A 22,266-nucleotide genomic window follows, 5' to 3' on the forward strand; every position below is an offset into this window, starting at 1 on the left:
TGTTCCTGGAGATCGGATCAGTGGGAGATGGGCGTCGTGAGCGCGGTGTCGTCGGTGTCCACCACGAACACGGCGAGCAGCTTCGCGGGCCGGGTCTTGCTCGCGTTCCGGCTGACCGGATGCTTCGCGGCGGGCGGCTCGTAGAAGCTCTCGCCGGCACGAAGAATCTGCTTCGGGCCATCGTTCACCTGCGACTCGATGGCGCCCGCCACCACGTAGCCGTAGATGAAGGCCGACTTCGCATGCACATGCGCCGGCGAAGCGCCGCCCGGCGGATAGTCGACGACCACCGCGACCAGCGACTTGCCGGGGATGTTCGGAATCACTTGCTTGAGTGCGGGCGTGACGCTTTCGGCCGGCTCGTGTGCGGCGGCGGGAAGGGGCGCGAGCGCGCCGAGGGTGCCGGCTGCGACAACAACGATAGCAGCAGCGGCGGCAAGCGATGAGATGTTCATGAGCGCTTTTTTTCCTGAATCAAGAATCGAAAGAAAAGAAAGGTCAGGCCGGAAAGCCGGAGAACCGCGCGAAGTCGTGCACGCGCTCTCTCGGCATCGCGGCGCGGTTCACTTCAGCCTCGGGGTCGCCGTATCCCATGGACATGCCGAAGGCGGTCACCTCGTCGGGCGACATGTGCAGATGCGCCGCGATCGGTTCATGGAACTGCGCGAACGCCACCTGCGGGCAGGTGTCGATGCCGCGCGCCTTCGCTGCGAGCATCACGTTCTGCGCGAAGAGGCCGAGGTCGATCCAGCTGTGCGGCTTCAACCGGCGGTCGATGCTGAAGATGAGGCCGACCGGCGCGCCGAAGAATGCGTAGTTGCGCTCGGTCTGGCGCGTGCGGGCGGGCGTGTCGTTGCGGTCGATGCCGAGCGAGGCGTAGTAGCGGGCGCCGAAGTCCATGAGCCTCGCGCGGTAGGTGTCGGGCAACGGCTCGGGAAAGTGCTGGGGCACCGGTGCGGTGCCGGCGCGGGAAGCGGCGACGAGCACGTCGGTCAGCGCGTTCTTGACCGCGCCGCTGAGCACGTGCACGCGCCACGGCTGGATGTTGGCGCCGCTCGGCGCAAAGGCGCCGTCTTGCAGGATTGCTTCGACGACTTCGCGGCGCAGCGGCTGCGCCTTGAAGGCACGCGTCGCGCGGCGCGAACGCATGACGGTGGCCACGCATCTTGCGATCGCCTCCTGCGGCCCTTCGGCGGCGGGCTGCGCCACGTCGGGCTCATCGATGAGGGTGTCGGCCATCATGGTGTCGTTTCCTGCTGAATGACTGCGGGAGGCGATCATGGGCGCGGCTGGCGAAGAACGGAACTGATGGTTCTGCAGTTCCATATTGCATGCCGTTCAACTGCGGCTGGATGCGCAGGAAACGCAAGCGAAAGGGCGACGGCATCGCCTTTCACTTTCATTCACTCACATACTCACTCAGGCTTGGTGGGCACCGTCCGCTCTTCGATCCAGTGCGTGCCTTCGCCGAAGACCTCGTTGCCCACCTCGGCCATGATCTCCAGGTCACGGCGCAGCGCGGGCGTCTCGGGCTTCCAGCTCGCGGCGGCCTGGATCTGATGCTTGAGGTGGCTGACCTCCAGCGACCAGCCCAGGCGAATCTCTTTCATGGCGGCCGTCATCCAGAAACGCGCATCGCGCGGCAGATGCGCAGCGTGCCCGCCCCGCCAGGGCGCTCAAGCCGGGCGCTGCCTGCCCGCTGTGCCTGCCTCATCGCCGTGCGCCGCCTGCGTCGTCACACGCGGGGCGCAACCGCCGCGGCCTGCCTGAAGCGCTCGATGTGCGCCAGCACTTCTTCGAGGCTCACCGGCAGCGCGATCCGGGGAATGTTGATGACGAAGCCCACGAGCGATGAATTGGCCTTCATCAGCATGCGCTTGAAGGGCGAGGCCTTGGCAAGGTAGTCCTTCGGATTGCGCAGCGATACGCCGAGAAACTTCTGCTGCTGGAAATGCACGATCTGCGCATCGGTGATGTCGGCCCACGGGATGAAGCCCGCGGACAGTCCCGATGCGTTGTCCGTGATGCCGGTGAGATTGATCGTGATTGCCGGCTTTCTCGACACGAGCCTGCCCAGTGCAAAGAGCCCGACCGCGCCGAAGAAGACGATGCTGGCCCATCCGCTGAGCCAGCCCATGAACTCGTCGCCCCGGATGGGATTTCTCAGCAGCCAGATGCCCCCGGCTACGAAAAGGACCGAGCCTACGAGGAGCAGGCTGACGCGCAGGCGGCTTGGATAGATGACGACAGGAGTCATTGGAAGCAGTTCCGTCCCTGGAAATGAAAGCTGCGGCAGATTAACGCCTTCGTGCGGCAACGCAAAACCGCCGGCCTGCGTACGCCGGATGGCGCGGCTCGGCGGGAGGTGCTTGCGAGGGAAACGGGGTGCCGCAGCGGGCGCGGGGCATGAACGAAAGAATGCGTCCAGCCCTCAGTTGCCCCTGCTGCTCAGCGGTTCTTTGCTGCCGATGCCGGAGCGCTCTCACTCGCCACCGCTGCCGCCGCATCGAACGTCGCCCGATTCCGGAGCACGTCCTCGATGTTCCGTTCCGCCCAGAGGCGCAGTTCCTCCAGCGTGGCCGCGAGCGATTGGCCCAGCGGGGTCAACGAGTACTCGACCTTCGGCGGCACGGTGGCGTAGACCTCGCGGCGCACGATGCCGTCGCGCTCCAGCGAGCGCAGCGTCTGCGTGAGCATCTTCTGCGACACGCCCTGGATCTCGCGGCGCAGTTCGCCAAAGCGCCTCGTGCCGCCGATCAGCAAGCCCACCACCAGCGCGGCCCATTTGTCGGCGATGCAGTCGAGCACCTGCCGCGTCGGGCAGGTGGCGAGGTACGGGTTCCATGCCGGGTGAGCGGCAGGTTGCGGGTCTTGTTGTTGTTCTTCCATGGTCACTTCGAGGTGCCTTGGGCACGTTGGGGTGCGTTCTTGCGGGAGGGAATGCGGGTGGCTATTGTCCGCGCCATGAATACGAACACCACCATCGACACCACCACAACCCCGCAGCAGAACATCGAACTCGTCCGCGGCTACTTCGACGCCATCGCCAAGGGCGACTTCGAGACAGTCGGCAAGATCTTCGCGGACGACATCGTCTGGCACCAGCCGGGCAGCGGCAGCCTCTCGGGCACGCACCGGGGCAAGGAGGCCGTCTACGCGCTGCTGGGGCGCTTCATGGAACGCAGCGGCGGGAGCTTTCGTATCGACAGCGTCGGGCCGCTGATGGCGCAGAGCGACCGGGTCGCGACGCCGCTGCACTTCAGCGCGGAAAAACCGGGGGCGTCGATGGCGATGTCGGGCGTGGACGTGCTGCGCATCGAAGATGGGCGCATCTGCGAGGTGTGGCTGTTCTCCGAAGACCAGGCGGCGGAAGACGCGTTCTGGGGTTAGTGCGCGGTTCCGCGGCGCCATCGTTTCGCAACCTGAGTGACATTTGGGAACGGTACTTCACCTAAGCGATGTGAGCGGCCTCGTGCGCCGGGGCGTTGGATACGACATCAGGGCTGTTCCATGCCCCGCTTCAGGAGATGAAATGTCGATTCCCCGAACCGTTCTCAAGCTGGCCGCCGCAGGCCTCGTCGCCGCAGGCGCCTTGTTCGCCGGCGCATCGGCCAATGCGGAGACCCATTGGTCCGTTGGCGTCAATCTGCCGGGCGTGGTCATCGGCCAGCCGGCACCGGTCTACTACGAGCCGGCACCCGTTTACTCGCGGCCGGCACCGACCTACTACCAACCCCCGGCACCTGTGTACTCCACGCCCGCGCCGGTGTACTACGAGCCTGCTTCCCGCTGGGAAGAGCGTCGCGCCGAGCGTTGGGAAGAGCGCCGTGCCGAGCGCCGTGAATGGCGTCGCCGGCAGTGGGAGCGCGAGCAACATCGCCGCTATTACGAAGATCGCGACTGATTGATCTTCCGTCGTCGCGAGGGCCCGCTACCATCCGCGGGCCATGCTCGTTGCACTGAAGTTCATTGCCGCCATCGCTCTGCTGGCGGCGCTCCATGTTTCCGTCATGGCCGTCATCGGCCGCTGGCTGGGCATTGCGGTGCGGCAGGTTTCACTGGGCTTCGGGCCGGTGCTGTTTTCTTTCGGCATCTTCCAGCTCCGCGCGTTGCCCTTCGGCGGCTCGGTCACCTTCAAGGACACGCGGTCTGAAGACACGACCTACGAGGCACCCGCCGAGCAGGGCCATGTCGACGACGCCTTCGACCACCAGCCACGGGCCGTGCAGGTGCTCCTGCCGCTGGCAGGCGCTGCCTCGCTCGCGGTGGTCGCGCTGCTTTTGCACCCCGGCTCGGCGCTGGCCAGCATCGGCCATGGCTTCGTGCAGATCGTGGCCGGCGGGGCTTCGCCGCTCGGCACCGCACAGGGGTTGATCGAAGGCGCCCGTGCCTTCGCCACGCAGCAGGGCTTCCTGCCTCTGCTGGGCATGCTGGCCGCCAAGCTCGCGGCGTTGAACCTGTTGCCGCTGCCGGCGATGAACGGCGGCCAGGCGCTGCTTGCACTGATGAAGCGCGACCTCCACGAGGATTCCTTGCCATGGCTGCAGAGGCTCACCGAATGGGGCCTGTGGCTCTGTGTGGCGCTGGCGCTCTCCTGGGCGGTGGCGATCGGCGCCTTCGTCGTCCAGGTCTTGTAGGCACGCGCCCACGCGCAAGGTTTGCCTTCTCCCGCAAGCACGGGCCGAACGCGCGGCCAATGTAGAGCCCTACTTAGCTCACGGAGACTTCGATCATGAAAAGCATCATCCTTTGGCTCTGCGGCGTGCCGATCATCGTGATCATCGGATTGAAGGTCTTCGGCATCCTCTGACGCCTTTCCCCGCGTTCCCGCTTCCTCCTCACGGCGCATCCGTGCGTCGTTCAAGCGCCCTTTCGAGGGCGCTTTTTTTGCGGCTGCCGCTCAGCGGCTCAATGTGTTTCGCGGCGCAGCTGCTGCACGTCTTCATGCAGCGACTGCGCCCAGGTGCGGCGCTCGCGGCCGTGCGAGTCCTGCGGCTCGCCGAAGCGCACGATGGCCAGCAAAGGCGGCGCGCGCAGCGTGTTCCAGAGCGAGGTGAGCAGGTTGTCGTCGTCGATGTAGCGCGGCGCCTGGCTGGTTTCGCCGGTCGCGGCATCGGCGAAGCGCAGCGCGGCGGGCAGCACCGGTGCGCCGGAAGAAATCGCGGCCTGCAGCAGGTTGGCATGGAACGGCAGCAGCCCGCGGCCGTCGCTCGTGGTGCCTTCGGGGAACACGCCGATCATGTCGCCCTCGCGCAGTGCTTCCGTCATGTGATGCACCACGCGCAGCGCGTCGCGTCGGCGTTCGCGCTCGATGTAGAGCGAGCCCGCGCCGGTCGACAGCGTGCCGATCACCGGCCAGTGCTTGACGCCCGATTTCGACACGAAGCGCACATGCCGCGCCGCATGGATGGCGGTGATGTCGAGCCATGACAGGTGGTTGCTGATGATCAGCACCGGCCCCTGGGTCGGCGCCGTGCCCTGCACCTTGAGCGTGATGCCCATGATCTCGAGCATGCGGCGCGACCACTCCTGCACGCGCGCGTTGCGCTCGGCCTGCGACATCTTCGGAAACGCAAAGCGGATCGTCCACCAGCCGCCCAGCGCATGCCCGACCGCATGCAGCAACCGCCAGCAGGCCTTCAGCGAATGAAGCATGGCGCGTGGATTTCGTTCTCAGCCGTGCACGACGCGGCCGGCGACCAGCGTGTGGCGCGCACGGCCCTGCACCGGATAGCCGGCGAACGGCGTGTGCTTGCCCTGGCTCTTGAGCTGGTCGGGTTGCACCTGCCATTCGAGCGCCGTGTCGACCACGCACAGGTCGGCGACGCCGCCTTCGACCAGGCGGCCGATGCCGGTGCCCGCATCGACGGTGGCCAGCAGACGCGCAGGCGCGGAGGTGATGACCTCGATAGCCCGTGCGATGCCCGCGCCGCTGCGCTCGCCCCATTGCAGCGCGAGCGGTAGCAACAGTTCGAGGCCGGTGGCACCGGGCTCGGCTTCGGCAAAAGGCAGCGTCTTGGCGTCGGCCTCGACCGGCGTGTGATCGGACACCAGCGCATCGATGGTGCCGTCGGCCAGGCCGGCCGACAGCGCGTCGCGGTCGCCCTGCTGGCGCAGCGGCGGGTTCAGGCGCGCGCGGCTGTCGAAGTAGCCGATGTCGGTGTCGGCCAGGTGCAGCGAGTTGATGCTGACGTCGCAGGTCAGCGGCAGCCCCTGTGCCTTGGCCGCGCGCACCAGCGCCACGCCCGCGGCGCTGGAGATGCGGCACAGGTGCACGCGCGCACCGGTGCTCTTCATGAGCTCGACGATGGTGAAGATGGCGATCGTCTCGGCCGACACGGGCACGCCCGAGAGGCCCAGGCGCGTGGCGAGCGGGCCGCTGGCGGCCACTCCCTTGCCGAGGTCGCGATCCTGCGGGCGCAGCCACACGGTGTAGCCGAAGGTGCTTGCGTAGAGCAGCGCGCGCTGCAGCACCTGGGTGTCGGCCAGCGGCACGTCGGCCTGGCTGAAGCCGATGCAGCCGGCCTCGGTGAGTTCGGCCATCTCGGTGAGCACGCCGCCGGCGAGGCTGCGCGTGAGTGCGCCGAGCGGAAAGAGGCGCGCGCGCTGCAGCTTCTCGGCGCGGAACTTGAGCATTTCGACAAGGCCGGGCTCATCGAGCACGGGGTCGGTGTCGGGCGGGCACACGAGGCTTGTCACGCCGCCGGCGATGGCCGCGGCCATTTCGCTTTCGAGCATGCCTTCGTGCTCGTAGCCGGGCTCGCGCAGGCGCGCGGCGAGGTCGACGAGGCCGGGCACGACGACGCAGCCCGCGGCGTCGATGGTGCGGTCGGCCTTGTAGCCGGCCGGCGTGTTGCCGATGCCGGCGATCTTGCCGTCGGCGATGGCGATGTCGGTCTTCTTGTCGGTGCCCGAGGCGGGGTCGATGACGCGGCCGTTGGTGATGAGAGTGTTCATGCTTCGTTACCCGCCACGATGCTCATGACGGCCATGCGGACCGCGATGCCGAAGGTGACCTGCGGAAGGATCACGCTCTGCTTTCCGTCGACCACCGCGGAGTCGATCTCCACGCCGCGGTTGATCGGCCCCGGGTGCATCACGATCGCATCCGGTTTCGCGAGCTGCAGTTTCTCCGGCGTGAGTCCATAAGTCTTGAAGAACTCCTGCGACGAAGGCAGCAGCGCGCCGCTCATGCGCTCGTTCTGCAGCCGCAGCATGATGATGACGTCGCAGTCCTTGATGCCTTCCTCGAGCGTGTGGCACACGCGCACGCCCATGCCGGCCATGTCGCCGGGCACGAGTGTCTTGGGGCCGACCACGCGCACTTCGGCGCAGCCGAGCGTCGTCAATGCATGGATGTCCGAGCGCGCCACGCGCGAGTGCAGCACGTCGCCGACGATCGCGACCGTGAGGTTCGCGAAGTCTTTCTTGTAGTGGCGGATCGTGTACATGTCGAGCAGCCCCTGCGTCGGATGCGCATGGCGGCCGTCGCCGGCGTTCACCACGTGCACATGCGGCGCGACGTGCTGCGCGATCAGGTAGGGCGCGCCCGACTCGCTGTGGCGCACCACGAACAAATCGGCGGCCATGGCGCTCAGGTTGGCGATGGTGTCCAGCAGCGACTCGCCCTTGGTGGCCGAGGAGCGCGCGATGTCCAGGTTGATGACGTCGGCCGACAGGCGCTTGGCCGCGATCTCGAAGGTGGTGCGGGTGCGCGTGCTGTTCTCGAAGAACAGGTTGAACACGCTCTTGCCGCGCAGCAGCGGCACCTTCTTCACCTCGCGGTCGCTCACGCTCGTGAAGTTGGCGGCGGTATCGAGGATGTGCGTGACGATGTCCTTGGGCAGGCCTTCGATCGACAGCAGGTGGATGAGCTCGCCGTTCTTGTTGAGCTGCGGATTTCGCTTGTAGAGCATTACTTGTAGGCCTCCCGCCGGGCCGCCCCAAGGGAGGCCGGCGCCCCCTCGGGGGGCAGTGAATACACGAAGTGATGAACGTGGGGGTTCACTTGTTCTCCTCCACCTTGAGGCTGAAGGCGCCGTCGTCGGCGCGGGCCAGGGCCAGCAGTTGCGTGTCGGGCAGCGTCAGCTTGGCGGCCGCGAAATCAGCCGCCACCGGCAGCTCGCGTCCACCGCGATCGACCAGCACGGCGAGCCGCACGCAGGCGGGGCGGCCAAAGTCGAACAGCTCGTTGAGCACCGCGCGGATGGTGCGGCCGGTGTAGAGCACGTCGTCGAGCAGCAGCACATCGGTGCCGTTCACGTCGAAGGGGAGCGAGGTCTGCGCGCTGGCCGAGAGGCCGCGGCGCGCGAAGTCGTCGCGGTGCATCGCCGAGGAAATGACGCCGGGCGCGCCGGGCAGGCCCAGGTCTTTCTGCAGCCGCTCGACGAGCCAGGCGCCGCCGGAGGTGATGCCGACCAGCCTGGTTTCGGGGCGCAGCAGCGCCTTCACGCCGGCCAGGAGGCCCGTGTAGAGCCCTTCGGCATCGGGAATGGCGGAAATGGAACTCACGGGAGACTCCTCAAAAATTGCTCCAGGATGATGCAGGCCGAAGCGGCGTCGGCGTCTCTGGCGCCGGAAGACAGCGCTTCCGTCGTGCTGTAGCGCTCGTCGACTTCGAACACCTGCAGGTTGAATCGGCCGCGCAATTGGCGCGCGAACTTCTGCGCGCGGCGAGTGTTTTCGTGCGGGGCGCCGTCAGGGTGATAGGGCACGCCGATCACCAGCGCGTCGGGCTGCCATTCCTTGATGCGGGCCTCGACCTGCGCGAAGCGGGCATCACCCTCGGCCTTGATGGTGGCCTGCGGCGTGGCGCTTTGAAGCAGCCGGTTGCCGCTGGCCACGCCGGTGCGCTTCAGGCCGAAATCGAAGGCCAGGAAGGTCTGGAAATGGGGCGGGACGGGAACAGATGAGGACGCAGCACTGTCGGACATCGCCGGTCCACTCACAGGGGGCCGCCGCGCACGGCCGCCCGAAGCGGCCGGCCCGCCCCCGGTAGGGGGTTGGCGAAGCGACACGAAGTGCGCGAAGACTGGGGGCGAGCCGAGGTCATCATGCGTGTCCGGCGTCGGGGGAGAGCTTCCAGGCTTCGAGGCCCAGCAGCAGCAGCGCCTTGTCGTAGCGCTGCTCGATCGGGGTGTCGAAGATCACGGCCGGATCGGCGCTCACGGTAAGCCAGCTGTTCTCGGCCAGTTCCGATTCGAGCTGGCCCTCGCCCCAGGCCGAATAGCCCAGCGAGACCAGCACCTTGCGCGGGCCGGCGCCGGTGGCCAGGGCTTCGAGCACGTCCTTGGAGGTGGTCATCTCCAGGCCGCCGGGAATGGTCATGGTCGAGGCGTAGACCGATTCCTCGGGCTTCTCGGCATGGGCGAAGACCGGCTCGTGCAGCACGAAGCCGCGCTCGGTCTGCACCGGGCCGCCCTGGAAGACGGGGGCGTCGCCCAGCTCGGGGCGGGACAGGTGCAGCTCGATCTTCTCGAACAGCACCTTCAGGTTGATGTCGCTGGGTTTGTTGATCACCAGGCCGAGCGCACCGCGCTCGCTGTGTTCGCAGAGGTACACGACGCTGCGGTTGAAAGTTTTGTCTTCCATCCCGGGCATCGCTATCAAAAAGTGATGCGTGAGGTTCATCGGGGCAGAATCGGCGGCCATATGCCACCCATTTTACTGGCCGTCGACAAGACCTATCCCAAGGGGCTCATGTGGTTCCGCCGCGACCTTCGCGTGGACGACAACGCAGCGCTCTACCGCGCCCTTCGCGCCTGCCGCCAGGTGGTCTGCGTCTTCGTGTTCGACAAGGCGATCCTGGACCCCTTGCCCAGCGCCGACCGGCGGGTTGAATTCATCCGCGAATCGCTGCTGGAGCTGCAGGCGGAACTGGGCGCACTGAGCGGCGGGCTGATCGTGCGGCACTCCCACGCGGTGCAGGAAATCCCCGCGCTCGCGAGCGACCTCGATGTGCAGGCCGTGTTCGCCAACCGCGACGACGAGCCCGATGCGCTGGAACGCGATGCCAAGGTGCTCGGCGCGCTGGCCAACGCGGGCATCGCCTTTCACACCTACAAGGACTCGACCGTCTTCGACCGCGACGAGGTGCTGACCAAGACCGGCCAGCCCTACACCGTGTTCACGCCCTACAAGCGGGCCTGGCTCGCGAAGGTGGATTCGTTCTTTCTCAAGCCCTACCCGGTGCGCGGCCACGCAGATGCGCTGGTTCCGCCGCCCCAGGCCTACCGCGAGCCGATGCCCTCGCTGGGCGAACTGGGCTTCGAGAAGACCAACCTGTCGACGCTGGAGATTCCGACCGGCTCGCTCGGTGCCGGCGTGCTGTTCGAGGATTTCTTCGAGCGCATCGACCGCTACGACGAAGCGCGCAATTTCCCCGCGGTACGCGGCCCCAGCTACATGGGCGTGCACCTGCGCTTCGGCACGGTGTCGATCCGCCAGGTGGCGAGCGTGGCGCACCAGCTCTCGCTGCAGGGCAACGCGGGCGCGGCGACGTGGCTCGCCGAACTGATCTGGCGCGACTTCTACTTCCAGATCCTCACGCACTTCCCGCACGTGCACAAGGACGGCGAATCGAAGAGCTTTCGCCCCGAGTACGACAAGATCCAGTGGCACCACGGCAAGCATGCCGACCAGCTCTTCGACGCCTGGTGCGAGGGCCGCACCGGCTACCCGCTGGTCGACGCGGCCATGCTGCAGATCAACCAGAGCGGCTACATGCACAACCGCCTGCGCATGGTGGTGGCGAGCTTTCTGTGCAAGGACCTGGGGCTGGACTGGCGCCGGGGCGAGCGCTACTTCGCGCTGCACCTGAACGACTTCGAGCTGGCCTCCAACAACGGCGGCTGGCAGTGGGCGAGCTCCAGCGGCTGCGATGCGCAGCCCTACTTCCGCATCTTCAACCCGGTGACGCAGAGCGAGCGTTTCGATCCCGAAGGCAAGTTCATCCGACGCTACCTGCCCCAGCTCGCGGGGCTGTCGAACGCGACGATCCACGCGCCCTGGACGGCCTCGCCGGTCGAGCTGGAGGCAGCGGGCATCAAGCTGGGCGAAACCTATCCCATGCCCGTGGTGGACCATGCCGAGGCACGCGAGAAGACGCTGCAGCGCTACGGCGTGGCGCGGGCCAAGGCGCTGCAGAAATAAAGAAAGGCCCCGAAGGGCCTTTCTCTGGATGATCGCCGGAGCGCGTCAGGCTGCGGCTGCCAGCGTCGACTCGGTCGTGTACGCACGAACCAGGCGCAGCAGTTCCTCTTCCGAGTACGGCTTGCCCAGGTAGTGGTTCACGCCCAGCGTGCGCGCGTAATCGCGGTGCTTCTCGGCGATGCGCGAGGTGATCATGATGATCGGCAGCTCGGCCAGCGCGGCATCGGCGCGGATGTTGCGCGCCAGGTCGAAGCCGTCCATGCGCGGCATCTCGATGTCCGACAGCACCACCGACGGGCGCTCCTGTTGCAGCCGTTCGAGCGCCTGCAGGCCGTCCGCCGCGAGCGACACGCGGTAGCCTTCGCGCTGCAGCAAACGCTGCGTGACGCGGCGCACGGTGATGGAGTCGTCCACCACCAGCACCAGTGGCACCTGCGGCGCCACCGGAGCCAGCACCGGCATCGGAACCTGCGGTGCGTCCTGGTCGGCCGCGGCCGACGCTGCGTTTGCCGGCGCCACGAGCGCGGCGGCCTGGCGCTGGCGCGCCTGTTCGCCGTGCACTGCCGCGAGCGCCACCGGGTTGTAGATCAGCGCCACCGCACCCGAGGCCAGCACCGAGATGCCGGCGAGACCGGGCAGCCGCGCGAGCTGCGGGCCGAGGTTCTTCACCACGACTTCCTGGTTGCCCAGCACTTCGTCCACGTGCAGCGCGACGCGCTGTGCCGCGCTTCGCACGATCACGAGGGTGTTGTTCTTGGCACCGGCATGCCCGCTGCGGGCCGAGGCCTGCAACAGTGCGCCGGCCCAGTAGAACGGCACCTGTTCGCTGCCGAACGGATGGCTGTTGTGCAGGTAGGCCGCTTCCAGGTCGGTGCCGCTCACGCGCTGAACCAGTTCCACGAGGTTCGACGGAACGCCGATCGACACCTCGCCGGCACGCAGCATCACCACGTGCGTCACGGCGGTGGTCAGCGGCAGCACCAGCTTGAAGGTGGTGCCCTGGCCAGGCGTGCTGTGCGTTTCGATGCGGCCGCCGAGCGCCGCGATCTGCGCGCGCACCACGTCCATGCCGATGCCGCGTCCGGACAGCTCGGAGACCTGTCCGGCCGTCGAGAAGCCGGGCTTGAAGATCAGCTCGGTGGCTTCTTCCGGCGTGAGTTCCTGGTCGCTCGCCAGCAGGCCGAGTGCGCGGGCGCGCTCGGCAATGCGTTTCTGGTCGAGGCCGGCGCCGTCGTCGCGGAAGCTCACCGAAACGTCGTTGCCTTCGTGATGCAGGTCGATGACGATGAGGCCGCTGGCCTCCTTGCCGGCCTTTTCGCGCGCCGCCGAGTCCTCGATGCCGTGCGCCACGCAGTTGCGCAGCAGATGCTCGAAGGCGGGCGTCATCCGGTCGAGCACGCCACGGTCCATTTCGATGGAGCCGCCGACGATGTCCAGCCGCACCTGCTTGCCGGTGTCCTTCGACGCCTGGCGCACCACGCGGTAGAGGCGGTCGGAAATGCCTTCGAACTCCACCATGCGCGTGCGCAGCAGGCCGCGCTGCAGTTCGCGGGTCTGGCGCGCCTGAACGCTCAGGTCGTCTTCCGTGGCCTGCACCGTCTTTTGCAGCGTGCGCTGCACGGTGGCCACGTCGTTCACCGACTCGGCCATCATCCGCGTGAGTTCCTGCACGCGAGTGAAGCGGTCGAACTCGAGCGGGTCGAAGCTCTGCTGCGAATCCTTGGCTTGCGCGAGACGCGACTGCATCTGGCTTTCGGCCTGCACTTCGATGTCGCGAAGTTGTTGGCGCAGGCGGTCCAGGTTGCCCGTGAGGTCGGACAGCGATCCGCGCAGTTGGCCGAGTTCGGCTTCGAGGCGCGAGCGCGTGATGATGACCTCGCCGGTCTGCGCGACCAGGCGGTCGAGCAGTTGCGTGCGGATGCGCACGGCCTGGCCCGATGCGGCGCGCAGCGGCGCGAGCAAGGCGGGCGCCGGGCGCGGCTGCAGCATCGTGACGACCGGGCCGGCAGCGTCTTCCGACGCATCGGCGACCGGAGCGGCTTCTTCGTCGTTCGCCGGCACGCCGCCTTCGGGCGCCACCTGAACCAGCTGGATGGCCGGCGAAGGCGCGGTGGCCGCGGCAACGAGTTGGGCCATCTCGACCTGCGTGGCATCGTCGGCCGCGCGCAGCGCGTCGAAGGTGGCCTGCAGGGCATCGAGGCGGGCCAGGAGCTTTTCGATGTCGGCCCGCTCGGCGCCCTGGGAGCCCAGGACTTCGATCTCGGATTCCATGCGGTGCGCGCGTTCGCCCAGGCGCATGGCGCCGGCCAGTCGCGCACTGCCCTTGAGCGTGTGCAGCGTGCGCAGCACCGAGGCGCGAGGCGCGCTGTCGTCGGGATGGTGCGACCACTGGCGGAGCGCTTCGCCCAGTTGAGGCAGCAGGTCGGCGGCTTCTTCCTCGAAGATCGGGAACAGGTCGGCATCGACGGCATCGGCCAGGTCGATGGCATCTTCGGAATCGTCCAGCGCCACGTCGGCGATGCCGTCGCTGGTGGACACGATCTGCTGGAACGGCCGGACTTCGCTGCGCACGGCGGCTTCGAGCGGCATGGGTGCCGCTGCGATGTCGCGCAGCGCCTGCAGCGTGCCTTCGGCCGGATCGCGGAGGAACCCCACGGCGAACTGATGCAGCAGGCGCCGCAGCTCGTCGGCCGCGGCGACCAGCACCACACCCTGTTCACGCGTGCCGCTGCCCTGCATCTGCAGATGCTGCAGCGCCGATTCGAGCAGGCGCGCCATGCCCGAGAGGCTGTGGAAGCCGACGGTGGCCGAACTGCCGGCCAGTGAATGCGCCAGCGCAATGGTCGAGTCGGGCAGGCGCTCGTGCGATTCGAGCGCCCATTCGCCGACGTCGGTGGCCAGTTGCCTGGACCATTCGTCGGCTTCGTTGAGGTAGACGTTGTAGAGCGCGATGCCGATGCGCAGCGGACCGATCACCTTGACCTGGTCTTCGGCGCTGGCGGAGGCGGAGAGTTCTTCTTCCGCAACCTCCACAGCCTCCACGGCTTCCGTCACTTCGATGGCTTCCACCGTCTCGACGGACTCGTGTGCGGCGACAGGCTCCGGCGTTTCTTCTTCGGCCACGACGGCCGGCGGCTCGGCGGGAGCTTCGACCGGGGCGGAGACCTCGGCCTCGGCCTCGGCCACGGGTTCGGGCTCCGGCTGCGCCTCGGGAGCCAGTTCCAGCTCGGGCAGCGCCTCCAGCGGAGGCAGGGCCATGTCGTTGGCCTTGGGCTCGTTCGCCGGCACAGGCAGCGGGTTCAGGTCCCAGGCGAAGTCCGGCAGGCTGGTGGCGGTCGGCACCGTCGCCTCGATGCCCGCTTCGGGCTCGACGGCCTTGGGCTGGGCAGCGGCCGGCTCGGCGGGCGCCTGCGTCTTCGCGGGTGCCAGGAAATCGAAATCGTCACCGGTGGGCAGCGCCTCCAGCGGTGCGGGCGAGGTGGGCTGCTTCGTCTCGAAATCGATGAAGTCGGTGGAGGTGAAGTCGTCGTCCGCGTCCGCGGACACGGGCTTCTGCGACTCTTCTTCGAGCGCGGGCAGTTCGGGGAACGGCTCGGGCGCGGCCTGCACCGGGAGGTCCGGCAGGAACGACAGATCAGGCAGCGGCGGCAGCTCGGGCTCGGCGGCGATGTGGCGGGCGGCCACGGCCAGTTGCTCGGCGTCGACCACGCGCACCGGCGGTGGCACGGGTTCGCCGGCCATCAGCGCATCGGCCACGCGGCTGAACGGGCCGGCCTGCCAGGAATGCGATTCGCCCGAGGCGATGGCTTCGACCCACTGGCCGAAGTCGCGCAGCGTGCGCTCGGTCGCCGACAGCATCTCCGGCGTGGCGGGACGCTGGTCGGCCAGCCAGGTATTGAGCACCTGCTCGAGCGACCAGGCGGCATCGCCGAAGTCGGTGAGGCCGACCATGCGCGAGCTGCCCTTGAGCGTGTGGAACGCACGGCGCAGGATGGTGAGTTCTTCGATGTCGTCCGGATGGCTGCCCAGTTCGGTGATGGCGGCCAAGCCGTTGTGCACCACCTCGCGAGCCTCGTCCAGGAAGATGTTCTGGAGGTCGTCTTCTTCCAGCTCTGTGACTTCGGTGTCGGGCAGCACGCCCGGTCCGGTGATCTTGGAGGTCCAGCTCTCGGCCTTGCGGCTGAATTCCTCGAGCGGCGTCGGCTTGGTCTTCTTGGCGGGCGTGGCGAGCGCGGCGAGCTTCGAGGCGATCTGCGCGTCGACTTCCTCGATGCTGAGCACCGGCTCGGCGGCGGGGGCTGCAACGTCGCCTTCGTGGCTGTCGGCGGCCTGGCGGCCCATCAGCGGCTTGAGTTCGCCGGCCTCGGTGTCGAACACGAACAGGCGCTTGGCCAGCGCGGGCTGGTAGCCCAGCATGTCGATCAGGAAGCCCAGCGCGCCCAGGTTGTTGCCCAACGCGTCGAAGCCGGCCATTTCCTCGGCGGGCGAGGTGCTGACCAGCATGGCCTCGACGTCGTCCCGCATGCGCTGCACGGTGAGCGCGGCCTGCTCGAGGCCGAGCACGGAGAACACGCCGCGCATCTGCATCAATTGCGTCGGCACGGTGCGCAGCAGGCCCTTTTCGGCGGGACGGCGGAAGTACTGGTCGAGCGACTTCTCGAGTTCGCTCAGGTGGCTGCGCAGCTCGTCGACCACGGTGCCCATGGTCTGGCGGTCGCTCACGCGGCGGTACAGGTCTTCCATCCACGGCTCGAGCGGCTCGGAATGGCCGCCCGCACGCACGCGTTCGATGCGGCCCGCGAGCTGCAGCGTGCGGGAGGTGAGCTGCGGATCGCTCGGATCGAGGTCTTCGAGCGCGGCTTCCAGGTACAGCACCGAGGTGGCGACTTCCATCGCCAGTTCGGTGTCGGGCGGCTGGCCCGACTTGACCGAAGCCTCGACGGCATGCGAAAGCGCCTCGACCATCGGCAGGCTCGGCGGATGCAGCTTCTGCAGCGATTCGCCCAGCTGCGCGAAGGTGTCGGCCACCTGGCGCGTGCGGGTGATGTCGCCGCCCGAGAGCGCCGACCACATTTCCTTGGCGGTCTCGATGCGCTTGCGGGCCTGCGTGAGCACCAGCGGATCGAAGCGGCCGAACTGCTCGACGGTGTAGTCGATGTGCTGCTCGTGGGCGACGCCCCAGGCGCTGCGCACGGTGCGCAGCGTGGCGGCTTCGTCGCGGGCGGTGGGCACGGCCTGCGCGCAGAAGAACAAAAGGTCCTGGCCGAGGCGGTCGGACACGAGGCTGTCGCCGCGCGCCAGCGTGGCGTACTGCAGCAGCACGCGCGTGGCGGCGCGCTTGACGTAGGCGTCGGCGGGAATCAGGCAGAGCGACAGGGCTTCGAAGAAGCCCGCGGCCAACGTCCAGAAACTGGCGACGCGGGGCAGCAGCGCACCGCGTCCGAGCCCCAGGCACAGGCCCTGCAGGCGCCTGGCGGCCTCGACGTCACCGGTCTTGACCAGTTGCAGCACTTCGCGGTCGAGCCGCGAGCGCACGGCCGGGTCGTAGGCGACGGCGGCCTGCGTGAGCGCGGGCTTGACCTCGACCCAGCGCCAGGCGGTGCTCCAGAGATCGGCCGGATGGACGCGCTCGTTGCCACCCAGTTCCAGCACATCGCGGTATTGGGGAAAGAGCGCGACCGACGACACGGACTTGCCGGCCAGCAGCGCACTGAGGAAATCGGTGACGGCGAAGCCGGCACGCTCGATCTTCAGCACGGCGCTGTCGGTGCAGCGCTGCGGTTCGGCAATGAAGCCCTGCACCGCGAATTCGATGGCGCCGAGCACCAGCGCGGGCGACGAATGCCCGACCATCTGCAGCGCGCCGACGGCCTGGTGCAGTTGCTGGCGGGCCATCTGCAGCGGGCCGCTTTCGGGCTCGGTTGCACTGCCCACGTCGCGCACGAAGCGCCGCAACGACTTGCCCACACCGTCGAGGGATTTCTGGATTTCTCCCAGCACCCAGGCCAGCGGCCCGAGGTCTTCGGTGGCCGGCAGGTTGCCGGCGATGGGGGCCGTGGCAGGGGTTTGAATCGACACGTGGTTGCTCGCCGTTCTTATCTATCTGTTGTCGTCAGGCAATCTTGAAACGGGCTACCGAGCGGCGCAGTTCTTCCGCCATCTGCGAGAGCTCGCGCACCTGCTGGGCCGTGGTCCGCGTACCTTCACCGGTCTGCTCGGTCACCGCAAAAATGTGCTGGATGTTGGCAGCCACCACGTTGGCCGAATCGGCTTCGCGGGAGGCGGACTGCGAAATCTGCTCGATCAGCTCGGCGAGGCGGCGCGACACGCGGTCAATCTCGGTCAGCGCGGTACCCGCGTTGTCGGACAGCTTGGCCCCTTCGACCACACCCTGCGTGGAACGCTCCATGGCGCCCACCGCATCCTGCGTGTCGGTCTGAATCGCCTTCACCAGCGCCGAAATCTGGCGCGTGGCGTCTGCGGAGCGTTCGGCCAGTCGCTGAACTTCTTCCGCCACCACCGAGAAGCCTCGACCGGCTTCACCGGCCGATGCGGCCTGAATGGCGGCGTTCAGGGCCAGCACGTTCGTCTGTTCGGTAATGTCCGAGATCAGCTCGGTGATTTCGCCAATCTCCTGCGACGACTCGCCCAGGCGCTTGATCCGCTTGGAGGTTTCCTGGATCTGGTCGCGGATGGAGTTCATACCGCCGATGGCGTTCTGCACGGCCTGCAGACCCGACGATGCGGCTTGCAGCGACTGGCGCGCCACCGTGGCGGACTCTTGCGCCTGCGTGGACACACCGTTGATTCGCTCGGCCATGGTCAGCACCGACTGGCCGGTTTCGCGAATCTCGCGCAGCTGTTCGGTCGAGGCGGCCAGCAGTTCGGTCGAGGTGTTTTCCACCTGCGACGTCGTCTGCGCCACGCGGGTTGCCGTGTTCTGCACGTTGCCCACCAGCAAACGCAGTTCTTCCACCGTGTAGTTCACCGAGTCGGCGATGGCGCCGGTGATGTCTTCCGTCACGGTCGCTTCCTGCGTCAGGTCGCCTTCGGCCACTGTCTGCAGTTCGTTCATCAGCCGAAGAATGGCGGCCTGGTTGGCGTTGTTGATGCGGCCGGCTTCTTCCGAAGTCTGCTCGGCGGCCAGACGCTCGCGTTCGGCGTTGGCGGCACGTTCGCGGCCTTCGCGCACCTGCACGAAACCGATGGCGCCGGCGAATGCCAGGGCGGCCAGCGACAGCACGAACAGCAGCACGATCGTTCCGGCGCCCAGACCCGTGCGGGCGGACAGCTTGTCCTGCAGGTCGCCCAGCGACTTACGCAGCGGCTCGCTGTCGGTCAGGATGGAAGCCTGCGCTTCGCGCGCCGCCACCAGACCCTGCAGGTTGCCCAGAATGGCGGAAGCCTGTGTACGCATCTGCTCGTAGGTCTTCAGGATGGCTTCGAGCTGCTGGCGCGTCTGCGGGTCCTTCGAGCCGGGGAAGCGCTGCTGCGCATTGCCGTCGAGCAGGCCGCGGGTGGTTTCCTGGAAGGTGTTCAGGTCCTTGCCCAGCAGGAACACGGCGTCGGGGTTCACACCCTCGACCGTGAAGAATTCGTTGGTCGACTTGCCGATGCGCTGCGTCAGCATCACGAGCTGGCCGGCGGCCGAGATCTCGGGCAACGTGGCGTTCTGCTGCATCTTCAGCGACGCGACGGTTTCCGTCATTTCGAGCAGCGTGGACGACTGCTGGTTGATGTCGCGCAAGGCGGCACCCACCTGGGTCAGGATCTGGCGCTGGGCCAGCACGGCCTTGGCGCTGGTGTCGGCACGTGCGACGAGAGGATTGATCTTGTTCATCTCCTCGTCGTACTGGTTGCCCACGCGCTCCAGGCGCAAGGCGTCGTCGCCGTTGGTGAGACCCGAGACGCGGCGCGAGAGGTCGTCGGCGCTGTCCTTCACTTCGACGAACGCCGAGGCGCTGCCGACGAGGGCCTGGGAGATCGACTTGGCCAGACGCTGCGACTGCATCAGCGACTGGCCGGTGGCCGCCACCTGCTGGGCGAGGCGTTCCGCGCGAAGAATGGCGGAGCCGGCCACCAGGAGCAGCAGCAACACCGTGACGGCCAGCAGGATGGCCAGGATCCGCTGCTGCTTTGCCTGGCTGGAGCCCGCCCGGCCCGCGGCCGGGACGGCATCGAGCGCTGCCGCGTCAAGCGCGTCGGGGTTCTCGCCGCCGGCCAGGCCGCCGCCATCGGCGAAGCCGGTGGGCGCGGGCGCGACGGGAGACGAGCTTTCGCCCTTCCTCGCGATGCGCACGGTTTTCTCGTCCGGAACCTGAACCGTATCGACATCGTCGAGCGATATCGAACCGGAGCCGTCGACGCGGGCCTTGTCGTTCCCGTTGCTCACGGGCAGTAATTTCTTGAACTTGTCGGCGATCGAGCTCACGGTCGGTCCTTCAGGTGGTTGCCAGTGCTGCGTGCCAAGGCACTACGCACCAATACTCAAAAACTGGGGTTGCTGCGAAAGCGCCTGCAGGTTGACTTCCTGCCAGCGCTCCCCTGCTGCGTCGGTGTACAGATGCCCGTGCCACGCAGGTGCTTCTGCGCCCGGAGCTTCGGAGGCCGTGAAGGCCTCCGCGCCCCGCAACCCCGCCAGTCGGTCGACCAGCAATGCGCAGTTGACTTCGAGCAGCTCGTTGAATGCAACGAGCCGCGATTGGATGCGCGCCGCCTCGGTGGCGGCCAGTGCGCCGGACCCGCCGGTGGCGAAGCCCGAAAGCTGGACGACGCCATAGAGGCCGCCGCGCAGGTTGGCGACGCCGAGGAACCACGGCGCCGTGTAGGGCACGGGCTGCGGCGGCGTCCAGGGAAAGATTTCGCCGGCGTGCCCCAGCGGGAAGAGGTACTTGCCCTCGCCCGCCTCGACGGCAAGCCACGTCGCGGCCACGCCTGTCGTGCGCGCAGCCTGCAGACGGCTTGCAAGCCGGGACTGGAAGGCTCTCAGTGCGTCGCGATTCGCCATGGACTCAGCCGACTCCTGCTCAGGCCAGCGCGCTGATCTTGGACATCAGATCGGCCGCGTTGACCGGCTTCACGATGTAGTCGCGAGCGCCCTGGCGCATGCCCCAGACGCGATCGGTTTCCTGGTTCTTGCTGGTGCACAGGATGATCGGGATGGCCGCGTACTTCGGGTCGCGGGCGATGGCGCGCGTGAGCTGGAAGCCGTTCTGGCCGGGCATGACCACGTCCATGAGGATCAGGTCGGGCTGGTCTTCTTCCAGGCGGCGCATCGCGTCGTCGGCGTTTTCGGCCGTCTTCACGGCGAAGCCGTTCTTCTGGAGGAGGTCGGTCAGAAACACCAGTTCAGTCTTGGAGTCGTCGACGACGAGGATTTTTCGAATAGGCATTACTGCACTTCCTGTTGAACGATGCCAAACTGCTGCACGGCCTGCAGCAGCTGGTCTTTGGTGAAAGGCTTGGTCAGGTAGTCTTGCGACCCGACCATGCGGCCGCGGGCCTTGTCGAATACACCGTCTTTCGAAGACAGCATGACGACCGGAACCTTGGAGAAATGGGCGTTGCGCTTGATGATGGCGCACGTCTGGTAGCCATCGAGACGCGGCATGAGGATGTCGCAGAAAATCAGATGGGGCTTGTGGTCGTTAACCTTGGAGAGCGCATCGAAACCGTCTTCCGCCAGAAGAACCTCGTGCCCACCCTGCTTCAGAAAAATCTCGGCACTGCGCCGGATGGTGTTGCTGTCATCGATGACCAGCACCTTGTAACCTGATCCATTCGGGCCCATTGCAAACGCTCCTGCTCATGAGACTTGGATGCCCGCCGCGCCGTACATCGACGCAGATCGCGTAGCCCTATGCCAATCTTCAGATTTCAACCATTTCGAAGTCTTCCTTGCGTGCACCGCACTCAGGACAGGTCCAGTTCATCGGAACATCGGCCCAGGCCGTGCCTGCCGCGATCCCGTCTTCCGGTACACCCACCGCTTCGTCATAGATCCACCCACAAATCAGGCACATCCAAGTTTTCGTATTCATCGGAGCTTAAAGTCCTTGTTCATTAAATGCAACGAGTGTATCTATGCGTATCTCACTGGCGAGCGATAAACGTCGCGCCTATGCCACCATCCAGGGGATTCCGCCCGGCGTATGACCATCTACTTACTTCCAGCAGACAACGCCCGCAAACCGGGCGATCTTAACGACCCCTCGCAGGACGCCGAAGCGCTCGCCGAACGCGACCTGAATCCGCCCTGCGTGCTGGTCTTCAACGCCAGCGATCCGAGCGGTGCCGGCGGCCTGGGTGCCGATGCCCTCGCCATGGCGTCGGTGGGCGCACACATTCTGCCCGTGGTCACCGGCGCCTACGCCCGGGACACGGCCGAGATATTCGACCATTTCGCGTTCGACGAGGAGGCCATCGCCGAGCAGGCGCGGGCCATCCTGGAGGACGTGGAAGTCCAGTTGATCAAGGTGGGTTTCGTCGGGACGCCCGACGCCCTGAGCACGATCGCCGAGACCGCCTCCGACTACCCGGAAGTGCCCGTGGTGGCCTACATGCCGAACCTGTCCTGGTGGGACGAGAACCAGATCGAGGCCTATCTGGACGCGTTTCGCGAGCTCGTTTTGCCCCAGACGACAGTGTTGGTCGGAAACCACAGTACGCTGTGGCGCTGGCTGCTTCCGGACTGGAGCGGCGAGCGGGCGCCCGGTGCGCGCGACATCGCCAAGGCCGCCGGCGAGTTCGGCGTGCCCTACACGCTGGTCACCGGCATGGTGCTGCCCGACCAGTTCATCGACAACGTGCTGGCCTCGCCGCAGTCGGTGCTCGTCAACGAGAAGTACGAGCGGCTCGAAGCGGTTTTCGCCGGCGCGGGCGACACGCTCTCGGCCGCGCTGGCCGCCCTGCTCGCGAGCGGCACCGACCTCGTGGCCGCGACGAGCGAAGCCCTCGCCTACATGGACCGGTGCCTGGACGCGGGTTTCCGCCCCGGCATGGGCCACGTGCTGCCTGACCGCCTGTTCTGGGCCGAGCCCGAGGACGACGAAGAAGACGACGACCCCGACGCGCCCCAAGACTTCGCCCTCCCCCCACACGACACCCGACACTGAC

Annotated in this window: 22 protein-coding genes; 5 read left to right on the forward strand and 17 right to left on the reverse strand. The window is 67.2% G+C overall.

Annotation, left to right across the window (positions count from 1 at the left end):
- Positions 1-17: 17 nt before the first annotated feature.
- From QF040_RS19850 to QF040_RS19870, 5 genes are all read right to left on the reverse strand, one after another.
- On the reverse strand, positions 18-455 hold the full coding sequence (locus QF040_RS19850; protein ID WP_429612486.1) for a cupin domain-containing protein: 438 nt from the start codon (positions 453-455) through the stop codon (positions 18-20).
- Positions 456-498: 43 nt separating this feature from the next.
- Positions 499-1,242, reverse strand: coding sequence for a nitroreductase family protein (locus QF040_RS19855; RefSeq protein WP_429612487.1), 744 nt, complete (start codon positions 1,240-1,242; stop codon positions 499-501).
- A 173-nt stretch (positions 1,243-1,415) separates the two neighbouring features.
- Positions 1,416-1,610, reverse strand: a complete 195-nt coding sequence (locus QF040_RS19860; protein ID WP_306881555.1) for a hypothetical protein — start codon at positions 1,608-1,610, stop codon at positions 1,416-1,418.
- 125 nt (positions 1,611-1,735) lie between these two features.
- Positions 1,736-2,257, reverse strand: a complete 522-nt coding sequence (locus QF040_RS19865) for an STM3941 family protein (protein WP_429612488.1) — start codon at positions 2,255-2,257, stop codon at positions 1,736-1,738.
- A gap of 191 nt (positions 2,258-2,448) precedes the next feature.
- Positions 2,449-2,889: a winged helix-turn-helix transcriptional regulator gene (locus QF040_RS19870; protein ID WP_429612489.1), complete on the reverse strand. Its 441-nt coding sequence runs from the start codon at positions 2,887-2,889 to the stop codon at positions 2,449-2,451.
- A 75-nt stretch (positions 2,890-2,964) separates the two neighbouring features.
- On the opposite strand from QF040_RS19870, the gene QF040_RS19875 reads away from it, so the two are divergent.
- From QF040_RS19875 to QF040_RS19885, 3 genes are all read left to right on the forward strand, one after another.
- Complete coding sequence (locus QF040_RS19875) at positions 2,965-3,390, forward strand: nuclear transport factor 2 family protein (RefSeq protein WP_429612490.1); 426 nt, start codon at positions 2,965-2,967, stop codon at positions 3,388-3,390.
- A gap of 142 nt (positions 3,391-3,532) precedes the next feature.
- Complete coding sequence (locus QF040_RS19880) at positions 3,533-3,904, forward strand: hypothetical protein (RefSeq protein WP_429612491.1); 372 nt, start codon at positions 3,533-3,535, stop codon at positions 3,902-3,904.
- 43 nt (positions 3,905-3,947) lie between these two features.
- A complete protein-coding gene (locus QF040_RS19885; protein ID WP_429612492.1) occupies positions 3,948-4,637 on the forward strand; it encodes a site-2 protease family protein in 690 nt (229 codons plus the stop codon).
- Positions 4,638-4,908: 271 nt separating this feature from the next.
- Here QF040_RS19885 and QF040_RS19890 read toward each other — a convergent pair whose 3' ends face one another.
- From QF040_RS19890 to QF040_RS19915, 6 genes are all read right to left on the reverse strand, one after another.
- Positions 4,909-5,655 carry a lysophospholipid acyltransferase family protein gene (locus QF040_RS19890; RefSeq protein ID WP_013543577.1) on the reverse strand — a complete coding sequence of 249 codons (747 nt, stop codon included), beginning with the start codon at positions 5,653-5,655 and terminating at the stop codon, positions 4,909-4,911.
- Positions 5,656-5,673: 18 nt separating this feature from the next.
- On the reverse strand, positions 5,674-6,957 hold the full coding sequence (locus tag QF040_RS19895; protein WP_429612493.1) for a dihydroorotase: 1,284 nt from the start codon (positions 6,955-6,957) through the stop codon (positions 5,674-5,676).
- Positions 6,954-7,916, reverse strand: a complete 963-nt coding sequence (locus QF040_RS19900) for an aspartate carbamoyltransferase catalytic subunit (RefSeq protein ID WP_013543579.1) — start codon at positions 7,914-7,916, stop codon at positions 6,954-6,956. Before QF040_RS19900 ends, QF040_RS19895 begins: the two co-directional genes overlap by 4 nt.
- Positions 7,917-8,004: 88 nt before the next feature.
- Positions 8,005-8,502, reverse strand: a complete 498-nt coding sequence (gene pyrR / locus QF040_RS19905; protein WP_429614676.1) for a bifunctional pyr operon transcriptional regulator/uracil phosphoribosyltransferase PyrR — start codon at positions 8,500-8,502, stop codon at positions 8,005-8,007.
- A gap of 5 nt (positions 8,503-8,507) precedes the next feature.
- A complete protein-coding gene (gene ruvX, locus QF040_RS19910; RefSeq protein ID WP_013543581.1) occupies positions 8,508-8,933 on the reverse strand; it encodes a Holliday junction resolvase RuvX in 426 nt (141 codons plus the stop codon).
- 118 nt (positions 8,934-9,051) lie between these two features.
- Positions 9,052-9,651 carry a YqgE/AlgH family protein gene (locus QF040_RS19915; RefSeq protein WP_429612494.1) on the reverse strand — a complete coding sequence of 200 codons (600 nt, stop codon included), beginning with the start codon at positions 9,649-9,651 and terminating at the stop codon, positions 9,052-9,054.
- On the opposite strand from QF040_RS19915, the gene QF040_RS19920 reads away from it, so the two are divergent.
- The gene (locus QF040_RS19920) at positions 9,652-11,151 is read left to right on the forward strand and encodes a cryptochrome/photolyase family protein (protein ID WP_429612495.1); all 1,500 of its coding nucleotides are present in this window, start codon (positions 9,652-9,654) and stop codon (positions 11,149-11,151) included.
- Positions 11,152-11,196: 45 nt separating this feature from the next.
- Here the strand turns inward: QF040_RS19920 and QF040_RS19925 are convergent, their stop codons facing one another.
- The 6 genes from QF040_RS19925 to QF040_RS19950 all read right to left on the reverse strand — a co-directional run bounded on the left by QF040_RS19925 (position 11,197) and on the right by QF040_RS19950 (position 21,191).
- The gene (locus tag QF040_RS19925) at positions 11,197-17,229 is read right to left on the reverse strand and encodes an Hpt domain-containing protein (protein WP_429612496.1); all 6,033 of its coding nucleotides are present in this window, start codon (positions 17,227-17,229) and stop codon (positions 11,197-11,199) included.
- Between the two features lie 34 nt (positions 17,230-17,263).
- Positions 17,264-19,582, reverse strand: coding sequence for a methyl-accepting chemotaxis protein (locus QF040_RS19930; protein ID WP_429612497.1), 2,319 nt, complete (start codon positions 19,580-19,582; stop codon positions 17,264-17,266).
- Between the two features lie 42 nt (positions 19,583-19,624).
- Positions 19,625-20,158: a chemotaxis protein CheW gene (locus tag QF040_RS19935; RefSeq protein WP_013543586.1), complete on the reverse strand. Its 534-nt coding sequence runs from the start codon at positions 20,156-20,158 to the stop codon at positions 19,625-19,627.
- Between the two features lie 19 nt (positions 20,159-20,177).
- A complete protein-coding gene (locus QF040_RS19940) occupies positions 20,178-20,543 on the reverse strand; it encodes a response regulator (RefSeq protein ID WP_013543587.1) in 366 nt (121 codons plus the stop codon).
- The gene (locus QF040_RS19945) at positions 20,543-20,941 is read right to left on the reverse strand and encodes a response regulator (protein ID WP_013543588.1); all 399 of its coding nucleotides are present in this window, start codon (positions 20,939-20,941) and stop codon (positions 20,543-20,545) included. Before QF040_RS19945 ends, QF040_RS19940 begins: the two co-directional genes overlap by 1 nt.
- A 79-nt stretch (positions 20,942-21,020) precedes the next feature.
- Positions 21,021-21,191 carry a rubredoxin gene (locus QF040_RS19950; protein WP_007838397.1) on the reverse strand — a complete coding sequence of 57 codons (171 nt, stop codon included), beginning with the start codon at positions 21,189-21,191 and terminating at the stop codon, positions 21,021-21,023.
- A gap of 111 nt (positions 21,192-21,302) precedes the next feature.
- On the opposite strand from QF040_RS19950, the gene thiD reads away from it, so the two are divergent.
- Positions 21,303-22,265 (forward strand): bifunctional hydroxymethylpyrimidine kinase/phosphomethylpyrimidine kinase, encoded by a 963-nt coding sequence (thiD, locus tag QF040_RS19955; protein ID WP_307601437.1) that lies wholly within the window; start codon positions 21,303-21,305, stop codon positions 22,263-22,265.
- Position 22,266 lies beyond the last annotated feature (1 nt).

It is taken from the genome of Variovorax sp. W2I14 (assembly GCF_050435205.1).
Taxonomy (GTDB): domain Bacteria; phylum Pseudomonadota; class Gammaproteobacteria; order Burkholderiales; family Burkholderiaceae_C; genus Variovorax; species Variovorax paradoxus_C.

Excerpts from the sequence above, each read along its gene's own strand:
- QF040_RS19850 (WP_429612486.1), bottom strand. The coding sequence starts at position 455 with ATGAACATCTCATCGCTTGCCGCCGCTGCTGCTATCGTTGTTGTCGCA.
- QF040_RS19855 (WP_429612487.1), bottom strand. The coding sequence starts at position 1,242 with ATGATGGCCGACACCCTCATCGATGAGCCCGACGTGGCGCAGCCCGCC.
- QF040_RS19860 (WP_306881555.1), bottom strand. The coding sequence starts at position 1,610 with ATGAAAGAGATTCGCCTGGGCTGGTCGCTGGAGGTCAGCCACCTCAAG.
- QF040_RS19865 (WP_429612488.1), bottom strand. The coding sequence starts at position 2,257 with ATGACTCCTGTCGTCATCTATCCAAGCCGCCTGCGCGTCAGCCTGCTC.
- QF040_RS19870 (WP_429612489.1), bottom strand. The coding sequence starts at position 2,889 with ATGGAAGAACAACAACAAGACCCGCAACCTGCCGCTCACCCGGCATGG.
- QF040_RS19875 (WP_429612490.1), top strand. The coding sequence starts at position 2,965 with ATGAATACGAACACCACCATCGACACCACCACAACCCCGCAGCAGAAC.
- QF040_RS19880 (WP_429612491.1), top strand. The coding sequence starts at position 3,533 with ATGTCGATTCCCCGAACCGTTCTCAAGCTGGCCGCCGCAGGCCTCGTC.
- QF040_RS19885 (WP_429612492.1), top strand. The coding sequence starts at position 3,948 with ATGCTCGTTGCACTGAAGTTCATTGCCGCCATCGCTCTGCTGGCGGCG.
- QF040_RS19890 (WP_013543577.1), bottom strand. The coding sequence starts at position 5,655 with ATGCTTCATTCGCTGAAGGCCTGCTGGCGGTTGCTGCATGCGGTCGGG.
- QF040_RS19895 (WP_429612493.1), bottom strand. The coding sequence starts at position 6,957 with ATGAACACTCTCATCACCAACGGCCGCGTCATCGACCCCGCCTCGGGC.
- QF040_RS19900 (WP_013543579.1), bottom strand. The coding sequence starts at position 7,916 with ATGCTCTACAAGCGAAATCCGCAGCTCAACAAGAACGGCGAGCTCATC.
- ruvX (WP_013543581.1), bottom strand. The coding sequence starts at position 8,933 with ATGTCCGACAGTGCTGCGTCCTCATCTGTTCCCGTCCCGCCCCATTTC.
- QF040_RS19915 (WP_429612494.1), bottom strand. The coding sequence starts at position 9,651 with ATGGCCGCCGATTCTGCCCCGATGAACCTCACGCATCACTTTTTGATA.
- QF040_RS19920 (WP_429612495.1), top strand. The coding sequence starts at position 9,652 with ATGCCACCCATTTTACTGGCCGTCGACAAGACCTATCCCAAGGGGCTC.
- QF040_RS19935 (WP_013543586.1), bottom strand. The coding sequence starts at position 20,158 with ATGGCGAATCGCGACGCACTGAGAGCCTTCCAGTCCCGGCTTGCAAGC.
- QF040_RS19940 (WP_013543587.1), bottom strand. The coding sequence starts at position 20,543 with ATGCCTATTCGAAAAATCCTCGTCGTCGACGACTCCAAGACTGAACTG.
- QF040_RS19945 (WP_013543588.1), bottom strand. The coding sequence starts at position 20,941 with ATGGGCCCGAATGGATCAGGTTACAAGGTGCTGGTCATCGATGACAGC.
- QF040_RS19950 (WP_007838397.1), bottom strand. The coding sequence starts at position 21,191 with ATGAATACGAAAACTTGGATGTGCCTGATTTGTGGGTGGATCTATGAC.
- thiD (WP_307601437.1), top strand. The coding sequence starts at position 21,303 with ATGACCATCTACTTACTTCCAGCAGACAACGCCCGCAAACCGGGCGAT.